This window comes from Rufibacter latericius (genome assembly GCF_003721515.1).
Lineage (GTDB): Bacteria > Bacteroidota > Bacteroidia > Cytophagales > Hymenobacteraceae > Nibribacter > Nibribacter latericius.
Genome location: NZ_RJJD01000008.1, coordinates 41,374 through 65,194 on the forward strand (window position 1 = coordinate 41,374; position 23,821 = coordinate 65,194).

Annotated in this window: 16 protein-coding genes; 12 read left to right on the forward strand and 4 right to left on the reverse strand. The window is 53.4% G+C overall.

Annotated features, from left to right (window positions below; translation table 11 throughout):
* The first annotated feature begins 141 nt into the window (after nucleotides 1-141).
* The 5 genes from fucP to EFB08_RS12230 all read left to right on the forward strand — a co-directional run bounded on the left by fucP (nucleotide 142) and on the right by EFB08_RS12230 (nucleotide 12,470).
* Nucleotides 142-1,407, forward strand: coding sequence for an L-fucose:H+ symporter permease (gene fucP, locus EFB08_RS12205; protein ID WP_123127249.1), 1,266 nt, complete (start codon nucleotides 142-144; stop codon nucleotides 1,405-1,407).
* A gap of 467 nt (nucleotides 1,408-1,874) precedes the next feature.
* On the forward strand, nucleotides 1,875-5,999 hold the full coding sequence (locus EFB08_RS12215; protein WP_123127251.1) for a hybrid sensor histidine kinase/response regulator transcription factor: 4,125 nt from the start codon (nucleotides 1,875-1,877) through the stop codon (nucleotides 5,997-5,999).
* A gap of 492 nt (nucleotides 6,000-6,491) precedes the next feature.
* Nucleotides 6,492-9,650 carry a SusC/RagA family TonB-linked outer membrane protein gene (locus tag EFB08_RS12220; protein ID WP_123127252.1) on the forward strand — a complete coding sequence of 1,053 codons (3,159 nt, stop codon included), beginning with the start codon at nucleotides 6,492-6,494 and terminating at the stop codon, nucleotides 9,648-9,650.
* Nucleotides 9,651-9,697: 47 nt separating this feature from the next.
* Nucleotides 9,698-11,191: a RagB/SusD family nutrient uptake outer membrane protein gene (locus tag EFB08_RS12225; protein ID WP_123127253.1), complete on the forward strand. Its 1,494-nt coding sequence runs from the start codon at nucleotides 9,698-9,700 to the stop codon at nucleotides 11,189-11,191.
* Between the two features lie 67 nt (nucleotides 11,192-11,258).
* Nucleotides 11,259-12,470: a glycoside hydrolase family 130 protein gene (locus EFB08_RS12230; RefSeq protein ID WP_123127254.1), complete on the forward strand. Its 1,212-nt coding sequence runs from the start codon at nucleotides 11,259-11,261 to the stop codon at nucleotides 12,468-12,470.
* Nucleotides 12,471-12,569: 99 nt separating this feature from the next.
* Here the strand turns inward: EFB08_RS12230 and EFB08_RS12235 are convergent, their stop codons facing one another.
* Nucleotides 12,570-13,376 carry an SDR family oxidoreductase gene (locus EFB08_RS12235; protein WP_193553972.1) on the reverse strand — a complete coding sequence of 269 codons (807 nt, stop codon included), beginning with the start codon at nucleotides 13,374-13,376 and terminating at the stop codon, nucleotides 12,570-12,572.
* A gap of 190 nt (nucleotides 13,377-13,566) precedes the next feature.
* On the opposite strand from EFB08_RS12235, the gene EFB08_RS12240 reads away from it, so the two are divergent.
* The 4 genes from EFB08_RS12240 (at nucleotide 13,567) to EFB08_RS12255 (ending at nucleotide 17,082) form a co-directional block, all read left to right on the forward strand.
* Nucleotides 13,567-14,607, forward strand: coding sequence for an LA_2272 family surface repeat-containing protein (locus tag EFB08_RS12240; protein WP_123127255.1), 1,041 nt, complete (start codon nucleotides 13,567-13,569; stop codon nucleotides 14,605-14,607).
* 227 nt (nucleotides 14,608-14,834) lie between these two features.
* Complete coding sequence (gene rlmD, locus EFB08_RS12245; protein ID WP_123127256.1) at nucleotides 14,835-16,253, forward strand: 23S rRNA (uracil(1939)-C(5))-methyltransferase RlmD; 1,419 nt, start codon at nucleotides 14,835-14,837, stop codon at nucleotides 16,251-16,253.
* A 127-nt stretch (nucleotides 16,254-16,380) separates the two neighbouring features.
* Complete coding sequence (locus tag EFB08_RS12250) at nucleotides 16,381-16,749, forward strand: hypothetical protein (protein WP_123127257.1); 369 nt, start codon at nucleotides 16,381-16,383, stop codon at nucleotides 16,747-16,749.
* A gap of 9 nt (nucleotides 16,750-16,758) precedes the next feature.
* Nucleotides 16,759-17,082: a low molecular weight protein tyrosine phosphatase family protein gene (locus tag EFB08_RS12255; protein ID WP_123127258.1), complete on the forward strand. Its 324-nt coding sequence runs from the start codon at nucleotides 16,759-16,761 to the stop codon at nucleotides 17,080-17,082.
* Nucleotides 17,083-17,207: 125 nt separating this feature from the next.
* On the opposite strand, the gene thiL is transcribed toward EFB08_RS12255, so the two are convergent.
* Complete coding sequence (gene thiL, locus EFB08_RS12260) at nucleotides 17,208-18,236, reverse strand: thiamine-phosphate kinase (protein WP_123127259.1); 1,029 nt, start codon at nucleotides 18,234-18,236, stop codon at nucleotides 17,208-17,210.
* 200 nt (nucleotides 18,237-18,436) lie between these two features.
* On the opposite strand from thiL, the gene EFB08_RS12265 reads away from it, so the two are divergent.
* Both EFB08_RS12265 and EFB08_RS12270 read left to right on the forward strand, forming a co-directional pair.
* Nucleotides 18,437-19,018 (forward strand): TetR/AcrR family transcriptional regulator, encoded by a 582-nt coding sequence (locus tag EFB08_RS12265; RefSeq protein ID WP_123127260.1) that lies wholly within the window; start codon nucleotides 18,437-18,439, stop codon nucleotides 19,016-19,018.
* 223 nt (nucleotides 19,019-19,241) lie between these two features.
* On the forward strand, nucleotides 19,242-19,883 hold the full coding sequence (locus EFB08_RS12270) for a hypothetical protein (protein ID WP_125077729.1): 642 nt from the start codon (nucleotides 19,242-19,244) through the stop codon (nucleotides 19,881-19,883).
* Nucleotides 19,884-20,076: 193 nt separating this feature from the next.
* On the opposite strand, the gene EFB08_RS12275 is transcribed toward EFB08_RS12270, so the two are convergent.
* Nucleotides 20,077-21,810: a M3 family oligoendopeptidase gene (locus tag EFB08_RS12275; protein WP_123127262.1), complete on the reverse strand. Its 1,734-nt coding sequence runs from the start codon at nucleotides 21,808-21,810 to the stop codon at nucleotides 20,077-20,079.
* A gap of 18 nt (nucleotides 21,811-21,828) precedes the next feature.
* Nucleotides 21,829-22,911, reverse strand: coding sequence for a ferredoxin--NADP reductase (locus EFB08_RS12280; protein ID WP_123127263.1), 1,083 nt, complete (start codon nucleotides 22,909-22,911; stop codon nucleotides 21,829-21,831).
* A 174-nt stretch (nucleotides 22,912-23,085) separates the two neighbouring features.
* Here EFB08_RS12280 and EFB08_RS12285 point away from each other — a divergent pair, with 174 nt between their 5' ends.
* Entirely contained in the window at nucleotides 23,086-23,784 is a 699-nt protein-coding gene (locus EFB08_RS12285) for a peptidoglycan DD-metalloendopeptidase family protein (protein WP_123127264.1), read from the forward strand.
* The last annotated feature ends 37 nt before the right edge of the window (nucleotides 23,785-23,821 follow it).

Sequence of the window (23,821 nt, forward strand, 5' to 3'; positions counted from 1 at the left end):
TTTAACTACCCTTAGAACACAACTACACTACTTTGTTACCATAGTACATAAGCTACAGCCCCTTGGCAGCTACTTTTAAGGCATTATTCTTCTGCAGGTTACCTAACCAAGCAGCAGGAATTCCCCTTAACTAGTTGAAGTATGTTACAAACAGCTGTCACAAATCAAAGCGATCTTCTTGGGGAGAAACCAAACTTCACGGAGAGGCGCTTCCTGGTCACTTTTGCGTTCGTGGTTTCGCTTTTCATGCTTTGGGGTATTGCCATCACCATGGGAGATGTGCTGAACCGTCATTTTCAGAACGTGCTTAATGTATCTAAGGCGGAATCTGGCTTGGTGCAGTTCTCCATCTTCGGGGCTTATGCCGTGATGGGCATTCCCGCGGGGTTGTTTATGAAGCGTTTCGGCTACAAAAACGGCGTATTGCTGGGGCTTACGCTCTATGCCTGCGGCGCTTTCCTGTTCCTGCCTGCTGCAAACGCGGAGTCTTTCGGGTTCTTCCGGGTTGCCTTGTTTGTGCTGGCCTGCGGCCTGGCGACTTTGGAGGCGGTGGCGCACCCGTTTGTCGCTTCATTAGGCGATGAGCGTACCAGTGACCAGCGCCTGAACTTTGCGCAAGGCTTCAACGGATTGGGCGCGGTCATCGGTCCGCTGATTGGCGGCTACTTTATTTTGCGAGTAGGCGGAGATACCCAAGAAGGACTAAGCTCCGTCAAAACGCTTTACCTGAGCATTGGCGTCCTGATTACCCTTATTGCGATTGCTTTCTCCTTCGTGAAAGTGCCTGCCTTGAAAGATGCCCATGCCATTGACCCGGATGCCTATGAGGTTCCCTTCACACCACAGGACCTGAAAGCGCCCAAGAAGCTGTTCCAGCACCGGCATTTTGTCTGGGCGTTCATCACACAGTTCTTCAACGTGGGTGCGCAAGGCGCCACCTGGGCCTTTTTCATCAACTATGGCGTGGAGAAAATGGGACTCAACGATGAAACTGCCTCCTATTACTTCTCCCTGAGCATGGTTATGATGATGCTGGGGCGATTTATCGGGACGTACCTGATGCGGTTTATCGCCCCTAATAAACTGCTGGCCGCTTTTGCCCTGGCCAACATGGTCATGTGCCTGGTCATCGCCCAAAGCTGGGGCTGGCCTTCCTTTATCGCTCTGCTGATGCTTAATTTCTTCTTCAGCATCATGTTCCCTACTATTTTCAGTTTGGGTTTAAAAGACCTGGGACCTCATACGCAGCAAGCCTCCTCTTTTATAGTGATGGGCGTGGTGGGGGGTGCCGTTTTCCCTCCGCTCATGGGGCTTATTGCGAACCAGGATGTAGCGCACGCCTACTACCTTCCCATTCTTTGCTACACTGTTATCTTCCTTTTTGGGTACAGGCTGTACAAACCCTGAGTATTTCAAAACCCTTTAAAGCACCAGTCCTCCTGTTTTGGGCCTGTTTACGAGAAAACAGACCCAAAACAGGAGGACTGGTTTTTGTTTAAGCCACCGGAAAATCAGGCCAAAGGTTCCAAGCTTCCTGTTCAATTAAGCTTTCACTAATAAGTAAAAGGGTGTGTATTGCTCTTTCTATTTTGGGCTTGATTTTCATAAAACAGGTCTGAAACGGTATAGACAGGAAACAGAGATAAACTTTGATGTTCAGGGATTTATAAATGCCTATAGAAGAATCCCGCACCAACTATCACAACGCTAAAGTTTTGGCAAAAATCAGTAAATTAGATTCATCACCACACTTTTATTGAAAAATATCTTACTAAACGTCACCTATATAGCAACTCTCTGCATTGCCTTGCCCGCAGTCTTGCCAGAAGAATCACCTTTAGAATTAAATCCGGTCTTCGTTAATTCTCTAGAATATGCTACGTTTCCTTCTGCTGTTCTTTTTGGCTTCGCTTTCCTGGGAAAATTCAGCTTACGGCCAACCGGCTGAGGGGAGGTTTTACGCAGTGCACCAATTGGACAGTCGAAACGGCCTTTCCAACAGTTGCGTCAACGCTATTTTCCAGGATTCTGATGATTTGCTTTGGATAGGTACCTATGACGGCCTCAATGTGTACGATGGCTCCAGTTTCCATATCTTCAACTACCACCAGAAAGGCTCGGGCAAAAGCATAGGCAACAACGTCATCACCTACATTTCCGAGGATGCGGCTAAAAACATCTGGGTTGAAACCAGCGAGGGCATTTCCCGCTACAGCAAGCAAACCGGTGAGTTTTACAATTACTTTTATGAAAACGGCAGACAAGTAGATGTACAGGTGTTGGCCATCAGTTCGCAGCATGGGGTATTCTGCCTAATTCAGGAGAAGGAAAAAACCGTGGGAAAACGCTTCAACCCCACTACCAAAGCCTTTGAACCGTTTAATTTCCCTTTTCCCGTGGCTAACGTTTCAGATTTCGCTTTTGATGCTCAAGGGAAGCTGTGGGTTTTGAACCAGGACCGGGTGGAGGTCTACTCCCCACAGAACCAGACCTTCCTGAAAGAGCATACCATTCCTATCAAAGCGGAGAAACTCTTTGTGCTTAGGGAAAAGGTCTACTTCCAGGAAACGGGCACGCACACGCTCAGAGAAATCTCACCTGTAACCTTGCAGACGAAAACAGTGGCCCTTTTCCCGGAGCCCATCAAAGCCTTGGCACACACTCCTTTCGGTTTTCAGGTAGCCTGGGCCAGCGGAGGAGTTGGGAGCTTTGATCACCGTTTCCAGCTCATGGGCGATGTTGGCAAAGAGCTCAACCTGCTCCAAAACGTATCCGCTACTTCCTTTTGGGCCTCAAAGGACCAAACGCTTTGGGTAGGAACCGACGGCAACGGTATCCTGAAAATTGCGCCCAATCACCGATTATTCCATAGCATTTCCGAACTGCCCAACGGAGTTCCTTTCAAAGCAGTGCGGGCTTTTGCCGAGGTAGGTGAGGAGCTTTGGGTAGGCACCAAAGGGAACGGTATTCTCAGGTTTAAGTATGCCCCAAACCGGACGCAATTGGAGACGGAACCACTCTCCTACTCGGCGCCTCAGCAATTAGAGAACAACGCAGTGTACGCCATCCAGCCCGGAAAAGAAGGACTTGTTTACCTTGGCACCGACGGACTAGGTATTACATTGTATGATCCCCAAACCAAAACCTTCCTCAAATGGAAGGAAGTGGAAGGCAGCGACCACTACCCAACGTTTGCCTCGGTGTATGCCGTGTTGCCGGACCAGGACAGCTCTGTGTGGTTGGCGACCAGCGGTTATGGCCTGGTTCATCTAAAACTCCGGGCCCTAGGCTTGGGCAAATGGGCAGTACAATACCTGGAGCGTTTCATGTTCCATGGCGATGGGACCGGCCCGGCCAGCAACGTGATTTTTTCTTTAATGGAAGGCAAGGACCATCACCTTTGGCTGGGCTGTCGCAATGGAGGGCTGAGCTTGTTCGATAAAATCACCCGCAAATTCCGGCATTTTAAAGCTTTCTCTGTGGCCGAGGGTTTGTCCCATAACGATGTACTCTCGCTCTACAAAGACCGCCAGAACTATCTTTGGATTGGCACCAGCTATGGCCTGAACTGGGTTAAGGAAAGTGATGCGCTCCTGCACAAAGTAATCTTCAGGAAACTGACCACCGAGGAAGGTTTGCCCAACAACTCCATCCACGGCATCACGGAGGATGGCAAGGGAAACATCTGGGTCAGCACCAACAATGGTTTGGCCCGCATCAACCCCTCGTCGCTTCAGATAGACCGGTTCCAAGCCGAGGACGGGTTGCAGGGAAACGAGTTCAGCGACGGAGCCGTGTGGAAGAACGCCCAGGGAATGCTGTTCTTCGGAGGGATTTACGGGTTCAATTACGTGAATCCTGAGGAGATCCAGTACAGCAACCGTCAGGTGAATTTGCTGGTGTCTGACCTGCAACTAGGCAGCAAGATCTACCGCAGCGCCTATGGTCAGTTGGTGCTTCGGCCCGGTCAATCCCAAAAAGCGGAGAATTTCACGGTACCCCGCCGCGAGGGGTTCTTTGATGTCCGGTTGAAGGCCATTGACTTCCAGAAATCAGAGAAATCGCAGTACGCTTATATGCTGGAGGGGGCAGACCAGACTTGGGTGTATTCTGGCACCAACGGAAGAATCTCCTACCGCAACCTGGCGCCCGGCACCTACACATTCAAAGTAAAATGGACGAATGGTGAAGGTCAATGGACGCCGGAAGCTGTGTTGTTCCGGGTTACCGTAGACCAGTACCTTTGGCTGAGCTGGCAGGCATTTCTCTTCTATTTTGTGGTAGCGGTGGTGGTCATTTACGCTTACTCCTCTTACCGCCGAAGCCGCCTGGAAATGAGAAACCAATTGGACTTGGAGCATCGTTTGCGGTTGAAGGACGAGGAAGTGCACCAGGAGCAGCTGAGTTTCTTCACCAACATCGCCCATGAGCTGCAAACCCCGCTCACGCTCATCACCGGCTCTTTGGAACGCTACCTCCAGAAAAGAGGGCCACAGACTAAAACCGGTGACAGCGCTTATTTCCTGTCTTTGGTACAGCAACACACTTCCCGGCTGCATTACCTGGTGAACCAAATCCTGGAGTTCAGGAAGGCGCAGGAAGGCCACCTGAAGGTGCATTACAGCTATGTGAATGTCTCGGCGCTGCTCGCCAACATCGCCGAACTGTTTAAGCCTCTGCAGGAACAGAAAAAGCTCCGCTTCACCTCCCACATCAGCCCGGCCATTCTGGGCTGGACCGACAAGGACAAGCTGGAGAAGATTGTCTTCAACCTGCTCTCCAACGCATTCAAGCACAGCGAATCCAACCAGGAAGTAATTCTTACCGTGACTGAGAACGCCGCTACCCACCAGGTGCAGATCACGGTGGCCAACTCGGGCAGTAATCTATCACCGGAACAACTGCGAAAGCTGTTTGACCGGTTCTTTGTGCTGGATAGCACCCAGAAAAGTAAATTCAGTTTCGGGATTGGGCTGGCGTTCACCCAGGAAATGGTTTCGCTGCTCAACGGGCAGATTACGGTGCAAAGCGCTGACGACTGGGTAACGTTTACGGCCACGCTTCCTATTTCCGCCATTCCGGGCGTGACGGGGCTCACCCGGGATAACGTGTTGCAAGACAAGCCCTCTCCGCTGTTGCACGCTGCCACGCACCAACCCCGGAAACAAAACGGGCAACCCACCTCCCAAAACAACAAACGCGCCCTGCTCCAGAGCTTAGACCCGAGCCACAAACCCATGGTACTGCTGGTGGAAGACGAAGCCGATATCCGCTATCTCCTGCGTGACTTGCTGGAAGAGGAGTTTTTGATTTTTGAGGCCGAAAACGGTCAGCAAGCGCTGGAGTTACTAGCCAAAACCCTCCCCGACCTGATCATCTCCGATATCATGATGCCGGAGATGGACGGCCTGGAGCTTTGCGCGCGCCTGAAAAATACCCCGGAGACCTGCCACATTCCGGTGGTGCTGCTCACTGCCCGCGGCACCCTGGAGGAAAAAGTTGAAGGTTATGACGCCGGCGCCGATGCTTATATTCCCAAACCCTTCCATACCGCTCACCTGCTGGTGCGGGTCCGCAAACTGCTGGAATACAAGAACCGCCTGCACCAACTGTTTCAGAAAGACAGCTTCATCCTTTCTCTAGAGGAGGATCAACTGGAAAACACTGATAAGGAATTCCTATCCAAAGCACTCCAACGCATTGAAGCGCACCTGGACAACCCCGACCTGAACGCCGCCCTGCTGGAAAAGGAGCTGATGCTGAGCAAAATGCAGCTCTACCGCAAGCTAAAAGCCCTCTCGGCCATGACACCCGCCGAGTTCATCAAACATGTGCGCCTGCAGAAAGCGGCGGCCCTGTTGCAGAACACCAACCTAAGCGTGTCTGAGATCTTCTACCAAACCGGCTTCAACAACCAATCTTACTTTTTCCGGGAGTTCAAGAAACGCTACGAGTGCTCTCCCAATGAGTACCGTTCCCATCACCGCATCCAAGCCTGATGCCGTTTTGACGCTGTTTTCCAGAAATGACCTTTAAATGAATATCAACTGCGATTAGAAGCAACACCTTTACAGCGAACTCTTGCCTCATATAACTGAAGCCAGACTTTGACAGCTTAGTTTCTGTTTTTGGCCTCCTTTCCGGAATACAGCTTGAAAATGGGTAAACCATTGGCTTCTTCCCTCCCGTCAAATGTCTTCTTTCAAAAAGGAGTTCTCCCGTTCGCCTGAACCCATCAGCGAAACTATACCCACCAGAATGCAGAACACTGCCTCATCAAATTAAGCTTGAATTAGCCGGTTGGTACTATAGTACACCACATTGTGACTCCAGTACATAGCCTAGGAACAGGTAAATTTTACATTTGAATCAACTCCCCCTAGCCCGGCAAAAGCAGGAAAGTTCAAAGGAACAAGGTTCCTGAAAAGACATTCCACCCGCTTCGGCGGCCTTTGCCGAGCGAGAATTGCCAGGAAGGAACACACCCATTCATGTACCATTTACTAACAGACAACATGCATAGAACATCTACTCATGGGGCACAGCCTCACCTTCAAAAGACGTTCCCGGGAGCAAGGCGCTGGAAGTTGCGCTTTCTGGGGATGTTGCTGCTCTGCCTGTTCTTGGCTGGCCAAGCCTTTGGGCAAACGTTCACGGTGAGCGGGGTGGTGCGTGATGATACCGGCACCGGGCTGGCGGGGGTCACCGTGCAACTGAAAGGGGCCACCACTGCCACGGCCACCAATGCAGACGGCAGCTACTCTTTGACCGTGCCCAGCGGAAGCGGCACCCTGGTGTTCACCTACATCGGGTTCCAGACGCAGGAAGTTGCCATCAATGACCGATCTACCCTCAACGTCACGCTGGCCACTGACCAACAGGCCCTGGATGAAGTAGTGGTGGTAGGATACGGCACACAGCAGAAAAGCCAAGTAACGGGGGCAATCTCGTCCATCAAAGGAGCCAGTCTGGCCCAGACGCAGGCGGTGGATTTAAGCACAGCATTGCAAGGCCAGGCCGCCGGCGTGAACGTCACCTCCCCCACCGGCGCGCCCGGTACCGAGGCCGTGATCAGAATCAGAGGCATTGGCACGCTCAACAACAGCAATCCGCTCTTTATTATTGATGGGGTGCCGGTCACTGGCGGTTTGAACACTATCTCGCCCAATGACATTGAGTCCATTGAAGTGCTGAAAGACGCCGCTGCCTCGGCCATTTATGGGGCCCGGGCCGCCAACGGCGTGGTGCTGGTGACTACCAAATCGGGTAAGGCGGGTAAAAACGAGATTGCCGTGGAGGCTTCGTACGGATTGGCCAGCGCCATCGGCTTACCAGAGATGGTGAGCACCGCCGAGTTCATTGAACTGCAGAACGAGGCTTTTACGAATGACGGGGCCACCACCCGCAACAATGACAACGCCGCCACACTCCCCAACACCGATTGGCTGGATGCCGTTTTCCGCACCGCGGGCATCCAGCGGTATAACCTTAGCTTCTCCGGCGGCAACGACGTGACCCGATACTACATCTCGGGCAACCTGGTGAACCAGGAAGGCACCATCCAGAATTCAGAGTTCAAGCGCTACGGCATCCGGTCCAACGTGAGCAGCAGTGTGAAGAAGTGGCTGACCGTGGGCGAGAACCTCAACCTCACCTATGACTACACCAAAGCCCTGGGTGCCTCCGGCGATGGCGGTCGGCCCGGCAGTTTGCCCGGCGTGGTGCGATACGCGCTGCTGCGACCCAACGCCATTCCCGTTTATGACCCCGTTACCGGATTTTACACCGATTTACCGCCCGCCTCGCTCTACCAGAACTCCATTCTGTACGGCGATGCCAAAAACCCGCTCGCCATCGCTGATTACCGTAATCGGGCGCTGGACCGCTACCGAGCGGTGGGCAACATCTACGCCGAGGTCAAGTTCCTGGAAGATTTCCGCCTGCGCACCGATGCGGGCCTTGATTTCTCCCTGCAGGAACAGCAACAGTACAACGGCCAGATTCCCGGCGACCGCACCACCCTCACGGATAAGGACAAGTCCCTGGATAAATTCCGGCACCGGTACTACACCCTCAACTGGACCAACACCCTCAACTACAACCATAATTTCAACGAAGCCCATGACGTAGGCTTCACCCTGGGCACCGAATACGTGACCTTCAAGGTAGATTACCTGTCGGCGGCGCGCAACGGCTACGATAACCGCACCGATGCCAACCCCGATCTGCAGTACCTGGACTTCGGGCTGGGGCAGCAGTTCAGCAGCGGCGTAGAGGAAGAATGGGCCTTGATGTCCTATTTCGGGCGCGTTTCTTATGCGTTTAAGGAAAAATACCTCTTAACCGCCAACCTCCGGGCCGATGCCTCTTCCCGCTTCAGCGAGAATAATAGAACCGGGTATTTCCCCTCCGTTTCGGTGGGCTGGAACCTGGCGCGGGAGAACTTCATGCAAAATGTGAGCTGGCTACCGGACCTTAAACTGCGCGCCAGCTGGGGCCAGTTGGGGAACCAGGAAATCGGGTTGTATCCGTTCGCCACGCTGTACTCCACCTCCAACGGCGTGTTGCAGCCAATTAGCCTGGGTAACCCCGATGTGAAATGGGAAACCACCGAGCAGACCAACGTGGGGCTGGACGCTTCGTTGTTCCAGGGAATGGTGAACCTGAGCGTGGATTACTTTGATAAACAGTCCCGCGACATCCTCATCCAGCTGCCCGCTTCTTATACCAACGGAGACGCCGCGCCTCCTTACGTGAACGGTGCCAAACTCTCGAACAAAGGCTGGGACTTCACGCTCAATTACCGGCAGAGCACCGGCGGCTTTTCCTGGGATGTGACCGGCAACCTGACCACCGTGAAAAACCGCGTGGAGTCTCTGTACCAATCCAAAGAGCAGATCCTGTCTTCGGGCTCCGGCAGCGTGATTCTGCGTGAGGGCTTGCCGCTGAGTGCGTTTTACGGCTATAAAACCAACGGGCTGTTCCAAACCGAGGAAGACGTGCAAGCCTACGTTAACGCCACCGGCGAGCAACTGCAGCCCAACGCCCAGCCCGGCGACATCCGGTTCGTGGATGTGAACAACGATGGCAAGATTGACGATGCCGACCGCACCATCATCGGGGATCCTAACCCTGAGCTGCTCTACAGCCTGAACGGCACCTTCAGCTTCAAGAACTTCGACCTGAACCTGTTCTTCAACGGCGTCTACGGCAACGAGATTTACAACGAGGTGGACAACATCATCAACAGCTTTGACGCCCGCGGTTTTAACGTGAAGCGGAATTTCTACGAGGAACGTTGGCACGGCGAAGGCACCAGTAATTCCATGCCCCGGGCCACCTATCAGGACCCCAACAACAACCGCCGTTCCTCAGATAGGTACGTGGAAAGCGGATCTTACCTGCGCCTGAAAAACGTGGTACTGGGTTACACCTTGCCGGGCACTTTGATGCAGCAAGTGGGCGTGAGCAGAGCCCGGGTGTATGTAAGTGCCCAAAACCTCTTCACTGTCACCGATTACGGTGGCATGGACCCTGAGCTGTACACCAACGAGAACCTGGCCAATTACGGCGATTTGGGCCGAGGCATTGACATGGGCACGTATCCGCAGTCGCGCATTTTCACCTTCGGGTTGCAGTTGGGCTTCTAATTGTTGTTGAGGCTCTCGGGCCGATTATTCCACCCAAACTATCAGACATGAAAAAGTATATTTATAGCCTGTTTTTGCTGATTGTCCTGCAAACCAGTTGTCAGGACGAGCTGGACAAACTCCCGCAAGGGAAACTCACCGAGGGGAACGTTTTCACCCAGGCCAGTGATTTCCAGCTGGCCATCGATGCCGTGTACCTGCCCATCACCAACCGGTTTAGGGGCAATTGGGAGTGGGAAAACGGGGCTTCCATCCCCCGTGAATGGGTCATAGGCGATGTTATGAGTGATGATGCCGTAAAAGGAGGCGGCGGCTTGGGCGACCAGGAAGATATGAGAAGGATGGAGACCTTCAATATCTTTCCCGAGAACAACAATGTCCTGGGCATCTGGCGCTTCAACTACAAAGGCATCAACGCGGCCAACACGTTTCTGCAGCAGGACGGAACCAACGTTGCCGGCCTCAGCGCTGACCTATACAACCGCATGCGTGGCGAAGCCTACTTTCTGAGGGCTTTCTACTACTTCCGGCTGTTGGTCAACTTCGGCGGGGTGCCGCTCCTGGCCCCGGAACAGGGAAAGAATACTAATAACGTGCGCGCCTCGGTGCAGGAAGTCTACGCCCAGATTGAGAGCGACCTGGTCCAGGCCATGCAACTGCTGCCCATGTCCTACCCCGAAGATGCCAATTACCACCGCGCCACCAGCGGGGCGGCCCTCGCGCTGCTGGCCAAAACCTACCTCTACCGCGAGCGCTGGCAAGACTGCCTCAACGAGATTGCCGAGGTGCAGAAATCAGGCTACATGCTGCTGCCCGAGTTTGAGGATAATTTCAACGGCGAGGGCGAAAGAGGCAAGGAAATCATTTTCGCTTCTAAGCACGAGGCCGGATTGGTGCCCTCCCAGGGCTCCATCCTGAACGCCGTATTCGCGCCGCAGGGCAAAGGCTGGGGCTTCCAGATTCCTACCCAGGACCTGGTGGATGAATTCGAACCGAACGACCCTAGGCTGAAGGCCACCGTCTTCATGGCTGGCGACAAATGGCTGGACGGCTCAGACTACAACCCCGCCTGGTCTCCGCTCACCGGCTACAACGTGAAGAAGTTCATGCAAAACGTGACACCTATTGACGACGGGGGCGTGGACTACATCTACATCCGCTACGCTGATGTCCTACTCTGGAAAGCCGAATGCCACGCCGAACTGAACCAATTAGCCGAGGCCCGGGCCGCGCTGGAACAGGTAAGGGCCCGCGCCCGAAGTAACGCCAGCGATCCATCGGCGCTGCCAGAAGTCACCACGAATAACCAGCAGGAACTGCTTGCCGCCATCCGGCACGAACGGCGGGTAGAACTGGCATTTGAAGGGCACCGCTACTATGACCTGGTACGCTGGGGCATCGCGGATGAGGTGCTGGCCAGGGCACCAGATGCTGATCCGCTGAAAGGCTACAAAGATTACGGCAACGGCTGGCAGCCCAGCAATGCCCTACTGCCCATTCCGCGCCGCGAGGTTGATTTATTGGGTTTACCGCAAAATTAAGCCAAAAACGCCCCGGCTTCTCATGAATGGAGCCGGGCTTATTCTCTCAAAAAACAAGATATCCACTATGAAAAATATACTAAGAACTACCGCCATACTGCTTTTGGTGTTGGGGTTTGCCAGTTGCCAGAGCAAACGGGAGAAAACAGAGCAGGCCCAAGCCTCGGCCACAACGCTGAATACTTCTGAGGATTGGACCCTGGGCCCCTTTGTGAAAGCCGATGCCGCTAACCCAGTGCTGGTGCCTGATCCTAAAGCCATGTTCTTTGACCCCATCCGCAAGGACTCCGTAGCGTGGGAAGCCAAAGACGTATTTAACCCCACCGTGGCCGTCCGCAACGATACGGTGTACATGCTGTATCGCGCCGAAGACAAGATTGGAAAGTTCGCGGGGACTTCGCGCCTAGGCCTGGCCTACAGCACCGATGGCCTGAAGTTTACCAAGTACCCGGCCCCGGTGCTCTACCCAGATAACGATGCGTACAAAGCGCTGGAATGGGAAGGCGGCTGCGAAGACCCGCGCATGGTGGAAGACGAGAACGGCACCTACTACCTCACTTACACCGCCTATGACGGTAAAACCGCCCGCCTCATGATCGCTACCTCCAAAGACCTGCGGAACTGGAAAAAGCACGGCTCAGTGTTCGGGAAGGTGAAAAACGGCAAATACGTGAAGTACTGGACCAAGGCCGGTTCCATCATCGCGCGGCAGGTGGGTAACCGATTGGTAGCTACCAAAATCAACGGCAAGTACCAGATGCTGTGGGGCGAATCGAATATCTACATGGCCACCTCGGATAACCTGATTGATTGGACCCCGGTCCCCGAGACCGATCCCACCAAAGCCAAACCCGATAGCATGCGCGGCTACGACGAAGCCTTTAAAGTGGTCTTCCAACCCCGCAAACACCAGTTTGACAGCGAACTGGTAGAACCCGGCCCGCCCGCCCTGCTCACCGATAGAGGTATCGTGTTCATCTACAACAGCAAAAACAGCCCCACCTACGGTGATACCACCATAGCTGCTGGAAACTACGCCGCCGGCCAGGTGCTGCTGGACAAAAAAGACCCGTTCAAAGTGCTGGCCCGCACCCCCAAATGGTTCATCACCCCAGACAAAGACTACGAGATCAACGGACAGGTAGACAACGTGTGTTTTGTGGAGGGGCTGGCGCCGTTCAAAGGCAAGTGGTACCTCTACTACGGCACCGCCGATTCCAAAATCGCGGCCACTGTGGCAGACCAGAAAGGCACCAACAATGCTACCGCAGCGAAGTAGAACCTGACCTTTTATGTTCAAACGGAAAGAGCCCGCAGCATGCTGCGGGCTCTTTCCGTTTGACGCCTGTTTTCAAGAAATCAGACCCGAAACAAGTTTCTATTTAAAAGGAGAATCTGGCTCTTTCTTCATGTGGTTGTAGACCAGTTTGTCGGTGAGGTTGGGGAACCACTTGCTCAGGAACACTGTCAGTTTGCCTTGACCCGTCATAACCAGTTCGCGTTTGCGTTTGCGGGTTCCTTCCAGGATAAGATGGGCCACCTCCTCGGCGGTCATCATCTTGGCTTCGTCGCGCGGGGACTCTCCCTGCTGACTTCCGTCGGCGGAGAGGGCGGTGTTGCGGATGTTGGAGGCCGTAAAGCCTGGGCAGGCAATCATTACATGCAGGCCTTGATGCAGCGTCTCGGTGCGGAGCGCGCCCAGAAAACCCTGCATCGCGAATTTAGAGGCAGAGTAACCCGTGCGGCCTGGCAATCCCTGATACCCGGCAATGGAAGACACCCCGATTACCGATCCTTTGGTTTTCAAGAGATACGGCAACGCGAACTTAGTGCAGTACACGGTTCCCCAGAAATTGATGTCCATCAACTGCCGGATTACCTCCAGGTCCACATCCTGGAACAAAGCTCGCATGCTGATGCCCGCGTTGTTCAGCATCACGTCTATCTTCCCGAACCTGGCTACGGTTTCTTCAATGAGGCGGCGGCAATCCTCCTCTTTGCTTACATCGCCGGTCACGGCCAGATACCCCACACCGGCGGCTTTCAGTTCCTGGCCTACTTCCTGCAACTTCTGCGTGCTTCGGGCGGAGATCACGATTTTTGCACCGGCCTTTCCGAAGGTCAAGGCGCAAGCCCGGCCAATCCCGGATGATCCGCCGGTGATAATGACAACTTTATCTTTCATGTTCAATTGCTTCATAAGCCGCATGGCAGCCACCGCAAATCTACGATAAGTTTTGCACCATTTTCCTCCTCCCTCCATCGCACCTTTCCCGGAAAGCCATCAACTATATCTTAGGCCACATGGGGGTAAACGGCTTAAAAGCCGTCTTTACTTCTAACCACCTGCCAAAAGGTGCCTGATGACAATTCCCATGAAAAGATTCTTCTTCCCCCTTGCAGCCCTCCTCATGCTGGCTACTGATTGCTTCTCCCAAACCACCACGAAGGCTTCTCTGGAGTATCGGCCGGTGCAATTCTCGGTCACGCCGGGCTTGGGCTCCAACGGCAAACAGAGCGAACAATACTACACTTCCTTTTCCTTCGGGGTGCTGGGCGATAAAAGCGGTGGCGTAAGCGGTCTCCAGCTCAGCGGCTTAATTAACCGAAACCACTACTTCTCAAAAGGGCTTCAACTGGCCGGGCTCATCAATACCGTAGGTGCGCTGCCCACAGATTTTTCTATCCCGCAGCGTCAGCAGCCAGACTCAATCATCTCTCCCGAGGCCAGCTTGGAAGGCTTACAATTGGGCGGCATTCTTAACTCCGTGGAAGGCGATGTGAATGGCGCCCAGATTGGCGGAGTCCTTAATACAGCCACCGGCGTACTGAACGGTCTGCAGATTGGGACCATTAACCGCACGCGCCACTCCAAAGGCCTGCAAATTGGATTGATCAACATGGCGGACACCAGCAGCGGCGCTACCATTGGGTTAATCAACATTGTGCGGCACGGCGGCTATTACCGGGCCGAGGTCTGGGCCGGGGAAACCTTCTTCGCCAATGGCGCCCTTAAACTAGGAACCCAGAAACTGTACAGCATTTTCGCGCTGGGATGGGGACTGCATGAGGAACAGCACCACTTCGGGTACGGGTTGGGGCTGGGCTTCCCGGTGAACCCCAAGGGCATGTTCCTGGATGTGCTCATTTACCAGGTTAGCGAGAACAAGTTCTGGACCAACGGCTCCAGCAACCTCCTGGAACAAGTGCGTCTTACCAAAGAGCGGGACCTGGGAAAAGTGGCCTTGCTGTACGGGCTCACCCTCAACGTATTCGTCTCTAACCGCCGTCCGCTCACCACCGGCGAAGACCCGGGCATGAAACTGGAACCCTGGCCTTTGTTTGAAAACATCTCCAGACAGTCTCGGGTGACGGTGTGGCCCGGCGTCAATTTGGGCGTTAGATTTAAGAAGTAGCAGGCAGTCCTTTTAGGGCCTCTTTTCTGGAAAAAGGCTCTGAAACGGAACACTTCCATAGAAAAGGAGTCCGCTTCCCAAATTACTGCCATCAGGATTTCGGGAAGCGAACTCACCTCTGATTTTTCACAAACCCGATTTAAGGCCGATTTCCTAAAAACGCTTGCAATACGCATTTCCTCAGAAAAGACCCTGATGCAGAGTTTTATTCTTAATTTTGCGGTATTGTGAGAAAATTCAAGAAAAAGAAACATAAATACGAGGTGATCCCGCAGCTGCGGGTGGAGGAAATGGCTGCCGAAGGCAAGTGCATTTCCCGCCACGACAACTTGGTGGTGTTCATCTCAGACGTGGCCCCCGGGGATGTGGTGGACGTGCGCGTGACCAAGAAACGCAAGAATTACCTGGAGGCGGTGCCGGTGCATTTCCATGAGTATTCCGAGGCCCGTACCCAGCCCTTCTGCGAGCACTTCAACGTCTGCGGCGGCTGCAAGTGGCAGCACATCCCCTATGACACCCAGCTGTTCTACAAGCAGAAGCAGGTGAATGACAACATTGAGCGCATAGGTAAGATCACCGGCCATGAGATGCTGCCCATTCTGCCCTCTGACCGCGTTAGCTTTTACCGCAACAAACTGGAGTTCACTTTCTCGGGCAACGCCTGGCTTACCAAAGAGCAGATAGACAGCGGCGAAGATCTGGACCGCAGAGCCCTGGGCTTCCACGTGCCGCTGCGCTTTGACAAGATCGTGGACATCCAGCACTGCTACCTGCAACCGGCCCCGTCCAACGAGATCAGGCTGGCGGTGAAGAACTACGCGCGGGAAAACAACCTGCCCTTCTTCGATCTGGTAAAACAGGAAGGCTTTCTGCGGAACCTCATCATCAGAACGGCCAATACCGGCGACCTCATGGTGATTGTGCAGGTATTTCAGGACCGTCCGGAGTGGCTGATTCCGTTATTGGATTTCCTGCGGCAGGAGTTCCCACAGATTTCTTCGCTTCATTACGTGATCAACAGCAAAGGCAACGAGACCTTCCATGACCTGGAGGTGGTATGTTACCACGGCGATCCGTACATCCATGAGCAGATGGAAGGCCTTCGGTTCAGGGTAGGACCCAAGTCTTTCTACCAGACCAACTCAGAGCAGACCTACAACTTGTACAAGCTGACCCGTGAGTTCGCGGTGCTCAACGGTCACGAAACCGTGTATGACTTGTACACCGGCGCGGGTACCATCGCCAACTTCGTGGCCCGTTCCGCGGCGCAGGTGGTGGGCATAGAGTACGTGGCCAGCGCCATTGAAGACGCCAAAATCAACTCGCAGATCAACGACATCACCAACACGCACTTCTACGCCGGTGACATGAAAGACGTGCTCACGCACGACCTTTTCGCCAAGCACGGCCGCCCCGATGTGATCATCACCGATCCTCCCCGCGCCGGGATGCACCCTGACGTGGTGGCCAAACTGCTGGAGGTAAAAGCCAGCCGCATTGTGTACGTGAGCTGCAACCCGGCCACCCAGGCCCGCGACCTGGAAATGCTCGCCGACCTATACGACGTGGTGAAAATTCAGCCCGTAGACATGTTCCCGCAGACCTACCACGTAGAAAGCGTGGCCCTGCTCACATTGAGAAGCTAGGCTTTCCAAAGAAAAATGCACCTATTGATTTGAGGCAACTTCTTAAAAATCAGCCTCAAAACAACAGGTGCACAAAACAACTTACATCGGGTTACGTGATACTTGATACGCCATACGTGCTACCATTATGCAAAACGATCCAGAACTGAACGGTAAATACCTGGGCACCATCACCAAAGACTTTGTACAGGTGTCTGATACGTTAAAAGAGGCTTCTTACCTCATTAGAAAGCGAGACATCTCCAAATACCCGATTTTCGTGTTCTCCAAAGAGGTCACTAAGATTGGCGGGCTCATCATTGCCGCCGAGGAACGTTATCTGGACTGGAACATAAACGCTTCTTACCTGGAGGATTTCGTGGGCCGCAAGCTGGTGCTGGAAGACAAAATAGAGGATTTCCAGCAGGCCTACCGTGATGCCGATGAATATTGCTGCCTCTTCGTGATTGACCGCGATTTTATGAATTTCGTGTTCGTGCCGTATCCAGAGGATTAATCGGCCAGCATGAACGTACTTTTCGTTTGCAGCCGTAACCAGTGGCGCAGCCCCACCGCCGAGAAGGTTTTCCAGACCGTTGAAGGCTATAACTGCCGGTCAGCGGGTACCTCAGACAGCGCCCGCATCAGGATGTCCGCCAAACTGCTGGCCTGGGCCGATGTGGTTCTAGTGATGGAGAAAAAGCACAAGCAGCTGCTCATCGCCAAATTCGGAACAGAAGCCAGAGACAAGCAAATACACGTACTGGACATCCCAGATGACTACGCCTACATGGATGAGGAATTAATAAACATCTTAAAAGTCTCGGTACCTCCGCTTTTAACCCTCTGATTTGTTTTGGGCCTAGTTTTGAGAAGTTAATCCTAAAACAGGCAATTCCGGTTGATCCTTTAACTGTAAAAGAGAAGGGCGAGATGATACCACCTTGCCCTTCTCTTTTACCCTATCTGGCAGAATTAACCGAAGTGGTTCCAGCCTTGGGCTTTGATGGGGAAGGTGTTGCCGCTTGGGGTCACCAGCCGCACACCCTCGCCGGCATCGGTGATGCTCCCGATGATGGTGATATCTGGGTGGTTCCTGATTTTATCGAAGTCGGCCATTTTCACGGTGAAGAGCAGTTCGTAGTCTTCGCCGCCGTTAAGGATACAGGTCACGGGGTCTAGTTTGAATTCCTCGGCAGTTTCCAGGGTCTGCTGGTCGGCGGGGAGTTTGTCCTGGTAGATAGCGGCCCCCACCCGGCTCTGCGAGCAGATGTGGAGCAGTTCAGAGCCCAATCCGTCAGAGATATCGATCATGGCTGTGGGATGCACGCCCAGTTCCTTCAGTTCATGGATGACATCCATGCGGGCCTCGGGCCGAAGTTGCCGCCCGATCACGTAGTCTTTGCCCTCCAATTCTGGTTGGGTCTCAGGATCAGCTAAGAATGCTTGTTTTTCGCGCTCAAGCAGTTGCAGGCCCAGGTAAGCGCCGCCCAGGTCTCCGGTCACGCAGATGAGGTCATTCAGTTGGGCCGTGCTGCGCAGGACCGCTTTGCCTTTTTCTACTTCGCCCAGCGCCGTGACACTGATCACCAGGCCACCGCGCGAGGCTGTGGTGTCGCCGCCCACCAGGTCTACTTTGTAGTTCTCGCAGGCCAGGCGCATGCCGGCGTACAGTTCCTCAATGGCCTCTACGGTGTAGCGTGCGCCAATGGCCAGACTCACCACAATCTGGGTAGGAACGGCGTTCATGGCGGCAATATCAGACACGTTCACGGCCACTGCTTTGTAGCCCAGGTGTTTTAAGGGGCAGAAAGTGAGGTCAAAGTGCACGTTCTCCACCAGCATATCGGTAGAGACCACAATCTGCTTTTGGCCGGGCTCCAGCACGGCGGCATCGTCCCCGATGCCTAAGACGGTTGAGGTTTGGTGGGTTTCAATATTTTCCTGCAAACGGCGAATCAACCCGAACTCGCCCAGGGTGTCTAAAGAGGTATATTCTGACATATTGTAGCTTCTTATCGTACTTTTTCGTCCTATATAATAGGAGATATACGTTTTCGTCTTATTTTTAGAAAAACTTGCCCGAAACGCAAAGATAGCTTTTCCCGGGCACCTTTCATTGCATTGCCGCCACAGCACCGGGAGTAAAGAAAATTTGCTAACGGGCGTTCGCATTAGTAGCTTTGACTGTAAACAGTACCTCTATGTCCAGCACCCAATTATCGCGCAAAGAACAAATAGACCAAGTTGCCACTTCGCTTTTCAAATCCAGGGGCTTCGCCGCTACCACCATGCGCGACCTGGCGCTTGAACTAGGCATTGAGGCTGGCAGCCTGTATTCGCACATTAAATCCAAGGAAGATATTCTGCAGCGCGTCTGTTTCAAAATGGCCGATGAATTCAACGCGGCCTTTGACGAGGTGAAAAACCAAGACGTACCGGCGGGCGAAAAGCTTCGGCTGGCGGTAGCCTCTCACGTGCGGGTATTGACCAAGAACCCTCCGGCGGCGGGCGTGTTCCTGAACGAATGGCGTCACCTGAGTGAGCCTTCCCTGAGCAAGTTCCATGACATGCGTTACCAGTATGAGGAAAGCCTGCGGGAGATTGTGCGCCAGGGCATCGCCAGCGGCGAGTTCAAAGTCACCGATGAGAAATTTGTGGTACTGACGCTCCTCTCCAGCCTGAACTGGTTGCACATGTGGTATAAACCCGAAGGCAAGATGAGCCCAGACGAGATTGCCGAGTTCCTTTCCAATCTTTTGCTTAACGGGCTGAAAAACTTTTGATTCTGGCTGTTTCTACGGCCGCTTTATAATTTCACATGTGTCATGACGTTCCTTGGGGGAAGCGGCTGCCTACCCGGTGCCCAAATCCCCTAAAAGAAGTGCTTAACCGGTGATTTGCGGTGTAACGGGAAGGGGACCGGATACGTTTGCAGGGTGGTTGGGTGTCTAAAACCCGGCACAGGCAAAACAACAGGCATCCGTCTGTTCCATTTACAGTAGAAACATGAAAAAGAATATACTCTTTGGGCTTACCATGGCATTTCTGTTGGGCGTAGCAGGCTGCTCCAAAGACGCAGGTAAGTCGGGTCCGCTGGCCCGGCCCATTTCCAATGAACAGTTAAAAGAGCAACTCACCGTCCTTTCAGACACCCTCAACGGTAAATGGAACGTGATGATGTGGAGCGACAGCGTGAAAACCCAGCAGATGGAAGAGATGCTGGCCGCTATTCCGCCCGGGGCCATGGAAGCCCAGAAACGGGCCGACTTGCAACAGGCCATCCGCCGGTTGCGCACCTTGCGCTATGACCGCATTTCCGTCCGGGACTCTGACCGCATAGACGCCTATGATGCCGCCCAAGACTCGGTTTGGAACGCTCTGCGCGCCTTTTTACCAGAGAGCGGCCCAACCGGTGTGGCCCGGGTTGATTCCCTGAACCAATCCATCACCGCCCATCAAACTGAAACCGTTTTTTACCGCGGCCGCTACGACCAAACCGCCAAAGAACTGAACACCCTGCTTCGGCGCTACAAAAAACAGGTGCCTAAACTGGGCAAACCATACGACACCCTGCAACCTGCCCCTCTGTTCCAGTGGGTAGACAAGGACGCCAAACTTACCCAAGAGGAAACAGGAGAAAATCAGTAAACCTGCTTCCGGCGTGTTTTCCGGATTTAATGGCTAAACAAGGAAAGCGCTCCTCTTGAATCTAGCCCAGGAATTTATTTGATCGATTTCCTAGAAAACAGGAAAGCCTCAGAGTTCATCTGAGGCTTTCCTGTTTTAAGGCTGTTTTCAGCTTATTGGCCGGTAAACACACCTTTAATTAAAATTACTTTTCTCAGCCAAGTTGCGCCAATTCGTCTTTCACGAAGTCAACCAAGGACTGGATGTACTCGCTGGAGAAATCAAAGCGGATACCGGCGGCATCATAGATCTCCCCGATGGTGGCAGTGTACCCCAGGCTAAGGGCTTTTTTGTAGCCTTCCAGTGCCGCTTCGGGTTCAGATTTGTAGCGTTTCCAAACGGCGACGGCGCCTAGTTGGGCCATGGCATACTCTACATAGTAGAAAGGCACTTCGTAGAGGTGCAGCTGCTTCTGCCAGATGTAAGGCTTGATGTGCTCCAATCCGCTCCAGTCTACTTCCTGCAGGTTGAACTCCTCGAAAATACGCACCCAGTTCTGGTGGCGCTCTTCTACGGTGTGGTTCGGGTTTTCGTAGACCCAATGCTGGAACTTGTCAATGGTGGCTACCCACGGGAAGGTTTCCAGAACGCCCTCCAAGTGCTGACGTTTGGCGCGCACCAGATCATCTTGGTTTGGGAAGAAAATATCCCAATGGTCGATGGTCAATAACTCCATGGACATGGAGGCGAGCTCGGCTACCTCGGAAGGTGGGTGTTTGGCGGCGTTCAGGGGCAGGTCACGGGTCAGAAACGAGTGGACCGCGTGGCCACCTTCGTGCAGCAACGTCACCACATCGCGGAGCGAGGACGTCGCATTCATGAAGATAAACGGCACGCCGATTTCATCCAGCGGATAGTTGTAGCCGCCCGGTGCTTTGCCTTTGCGAGACTCCAGATCCAAGTGCCCCATTTCGCGCATGGTTACCAGGCAATCGCCCAGGAATGAATCAAGGCGGTAGAAGCACTCAATGGTTTGGGAAAGCAGTTGGTCACCAGTTTTAAACGGCTCCAGCGGAGGCAGTTGACTGGGGTCTACGTCCATGTCCCAGGGCCGAAGCGAATCCAAACCCAGTTTCTTTTTATGTTCCTGGTCTATCTGGCGGGTCACCGGCACCACCTTCTCTTTGATGGCCTGGTGGAACGAAAAGGTATCCTCGGGACCGTAATCAAACCGGCCCAGGGCGGCGAACATGTAATCCCGGAAGTTCTCAAAGCCAGCGTTCAAGGCTACCTGGTGGCGCAGCTGGATCAACTCGGTATAAAGCTCATCCAGTTTTTCCTTGTCTTCCAGACGTCGGTTTTGGATGGCTATATAAGCTTCCTCGCGTACGGCGCGGTCAGTTTGCTTGAGGCGGTCAGCGGCGCGTTGCAGGGTCATCTCCTCGCCGTCCAGGGTCACCATCATGGCCCCGGCGATGGGGCCGTACTGCTGCTGCTTGGTGCTAATCTCGGTCTGCAGTGGAATATTCTCCTCCCGGAACAACTCAATGGCCCGCCGAACGCCCCGCAGGTAAATGCGGAATTTCTGCTCGTCAAGCCCGTCAATGTACGGCGACTCCACCAGCTTGCGGTTGAAGGCATCGTCATACGGTGAGGCTTTAGGCTCAATTTCGGTGACGAAGAACTGGAACGCCTGGGTGAGCGCCTCGTCTTGGGTATCGCAGGTCATTTTGATGTACCGCCAGGCCAAGTTCTCAGAGAGCACGCTCTCCAGTTCACTTCGGTCAGCGATCCACTTTTCCAGGTCTTCCTGCGAGTTGATCTCACGGGTTTTCAGTTCCTCGAAATAAGACTCCAGCGATTCCCAATCCCCAACTTCAAAATCGGCGGGAAGGTACTGGCGGGTTTTGCGTTCTGGCAACGCGAGCGTTTGGGAGGTGTTTTCCATAAAAGAGGTCAAAAACGATTAACCAATCTCAATCACCACATCGGCGGTGAGCGGATGGCCTACGCAGTTTAGAACGTATCCTTGGGCAATTTCTGCATCTGACAGGCCTTCGCGCTCGTCTAAATGCACGCGACCGCTAATGCACTTGCCCATACAGGCGGTACACAGGCCGGCCTGGCAGGAATAAGGTAAGTCTATATCGGCTTTCAGGCCAGCTTCCAGAATGGTTTCGGTAGGTTTCACTTCTACCTGATACTCCTGGCCTTCGTAGATGATGGTGACCGTGCGGGCGATGATCTCGTCTGATTCCGGTGCGGCACTCACATCCGCGGAATGGGCCTCCGGACCGGTTGGGGCGGTGAAACTTTCCTTGTAAATATTGGCGGCGGGCACACTTTTGAAGTGGAGGGCTTCGCGCACCTCGTTCATCATGCCTTCAGGGCCGCACATGTAAAAGCTTTCCTGCTGGTAGCCGGGCAACCTAAGATCATCCAGGAGGCGCAGCACCATGGTACGATCCAGCAACCCGATGTGTTCTTGCTTCTCCGTTGCATCTACCAGGGCTTCGTTGAACACGTGCACCACCTTCAGTTTCTCTGGGTGCTGCTGCTCCAGTTGGGCTAGTTGGTCTTTGAAGATAACCGAGTCTACGTTGCGGTTTCCGTACACGAGGGTAATCCGGCTCTGTGGTTCGTATTTGAGGGTGCTTCTCAGCATAGACATCAGCGGGGTGATGCCGCTTCCGCCGCCAAACAAGAAGATATGGCGCTTCTGGGAAGGTTCTGGCTTTAGGTTGAAGTTCCCAATGGGGGCCATTACTTCAATGGTTTGGCCAATCTGGGCTCTCTCGGCCAGAAAGTTAGATACCAGCCCGCCTTCTACCCGCTTTACAGTCACGGAGAAATACGGGTCTTCCGGGATGCTGCACAAAGAATACGATCTGCGCACTTTCTGGCCGTTTACCGGCAGAATCAACGTCAGGAACTGGCCAGGGATATAGGGGATGCTTTTTTTATCGGGGTGGTCTAAATGAAGCGTGATGGCATCTGAGGTCTCTTGGGTGATGTCCACCACTTTCATGTTGTAATAAGCGTTGCTCATAGTTTATATACGAAAGACGTAGGTGTTTCGGGTTGACTAACTTTTAATATGGGAGGAAAGTTACAACATTTCATATTCCATCCCGAACATAGGCTAAAAAAAGCAGCCGGACGTTTGTTTTTCCCCTATCTTTCCAAATTAAATCTTCACCAGTTTCCGTTTTAGAGGCTTTTTATGGAAAACCCTTCCAAACTGATTACCCTCCTGACTGCTCACGCTGCTTCGTTTTCCCCTCTTTTAGACCATGATCTAAACGCAGAGGATGTTAAGCGCCTAGATTTCACTTCTGCTAACACCGGCCTTCAGGACGCCGAACTGCGGGATACCGCCTCTTTTGAGCAGTTCGTATTAGGCATGCTGCAACAGCAAAATGCTAAAGTGGGTGTGGGTGGGTATTTTGAAAACCGGGTCATATACCGCCGGAGCGAGCATTTTGAAGGGTTAGGGGAAGCAAGATCTATCCATTTGGGCGTGGATATCTGGGCTCCGGCTGGTATTCCCATTTATGCTCCCATTGCCGGAACGTTTCACAGTTTTCAGGACAATGCCAACTTCGGGGACTACGGGCCAACCATCATCCTACAGCATGAACTGGAAGGCATTCCATTCTACACCCTGTACGGACACCTCAGCCGCACATCACTTGAAGAGTTATTTGTTGGTAGATCCATTTTGGCCGGCGAACAAGTGGCTACCATGGGTCCTTACCCAGAGAACGGTGACTGGCCCCCGCACCTGCACTTCCAACTCATGACAGACCTTTTGGGCAAATCAGGTGATTTTCCAGGAGTATGTGCCCCTTCAGAAGAAGCCTTTTACCGCCAGATCTGCCTGGATCCTAATTTGATTTTGAAATCACGGCATTTAAGGTAAGATAATAGTTCAAAGAGAGTTTACCAACTATTTGTAA

Coding starts and splice junctions, on each gene's coding strand:
- EFB08_RS12215 (WP_123127251.1), top strand. CDS start 1,875: ATGCTACGTTTCCTTCTGCTGTTCTTTTTGGCTTCGCTTTCCTGGGAA.
- EFB08_RS12265 (WP_123127260.1), top strand. CDS start 18,437: ATGTCCAGCACCCAATTATCGCGCAAAGAACAAATAGACCAAGTTGCC.
- EFB08_RS12225 (WP_123127253.1), top strand. CDS start 9,698: ATGAAAAAGTATATTTATAGCCTGTTTTTGCTGATTGTCCTGCAAACC.
- EFB08_RS12275 (WP_123127262.1), bottom strand. CDS start 21,810: ATGGAAAACACCTCCCAAACGCTCGCGTTGCCAGAACGCAAAACCCGC.
- EFB08_RS12230 (WP_123127254.1), top strand. CDS start 11,259: ATGAAAAATATACTAAGAACTACCGCCATACTGCTTTTGGTGTTGGGG.
- EFB08_RS12235 (WP_193553972.1), bottom strand. CDS start 13,376: ATGAAAGATAAAGTTGTCATTATCACCGGCGGATCATCCGGGATTGGC.
- thiL (WP_123127259.1), bottom strand. CDS start 18,236: ATGTCAGAATATACCTCTTTAGACACCCTGGGCGAGTTCGGGTTGATT.
- EFB08_RS12250 (WP_123127257.1), top strand. CDS start 16,381: ATGCAAAACGATCCAGAACTGAACGGTAAATACCTGGGCACCATCACC.
- EFB08_RS12285 (WP_123127264.1), top strand. CDS start 23,086: ATGGAAAACCCTTCCAAACTGATTACCCTCCTGACTGCTCACGCTGCT.
- fucP (WP_123127249.1), top strand. CDS start 142: ATGTTACAAACAGCTGTCACAAATCAAAGCGATCTTCTTGGGGAGAAA.
- EFB08_RS12280 (WP_123127263.1), bottom strand. CDS start 22,911: ATGAGCAACGCTTATTACAACATGAAAGTGGTGGACATCACCCAAGAG.
- EFB08_RS12240 (WP_123127255.1), top strand. CDS start 13,567: ATGAAAAGATTCTTCTTCCCCCTTGCAGCCCTCCTCATGCTGGCTACT.
- EFB08_RS12270 (WP_125077729.1), top strand. CDS start 19,242: ATGAAAAAGAATATACTCTTTGGGCTTACCATGGCATTTCTGTTGGGC.
- EFB08_RS12220 (WP_123127252.1), top strand. CDS start 6,492: ATGTACCATTTACTAACAGACAACATGCATAGAACATCTACTCATGGG.
- EFB08_RS12255 (WP_123127258.1), top strand. CDS start 16,759: ATGAACGTACTTTTCGTTTGCAGCCGTAACCAGTGGCGCAGCCCCACC.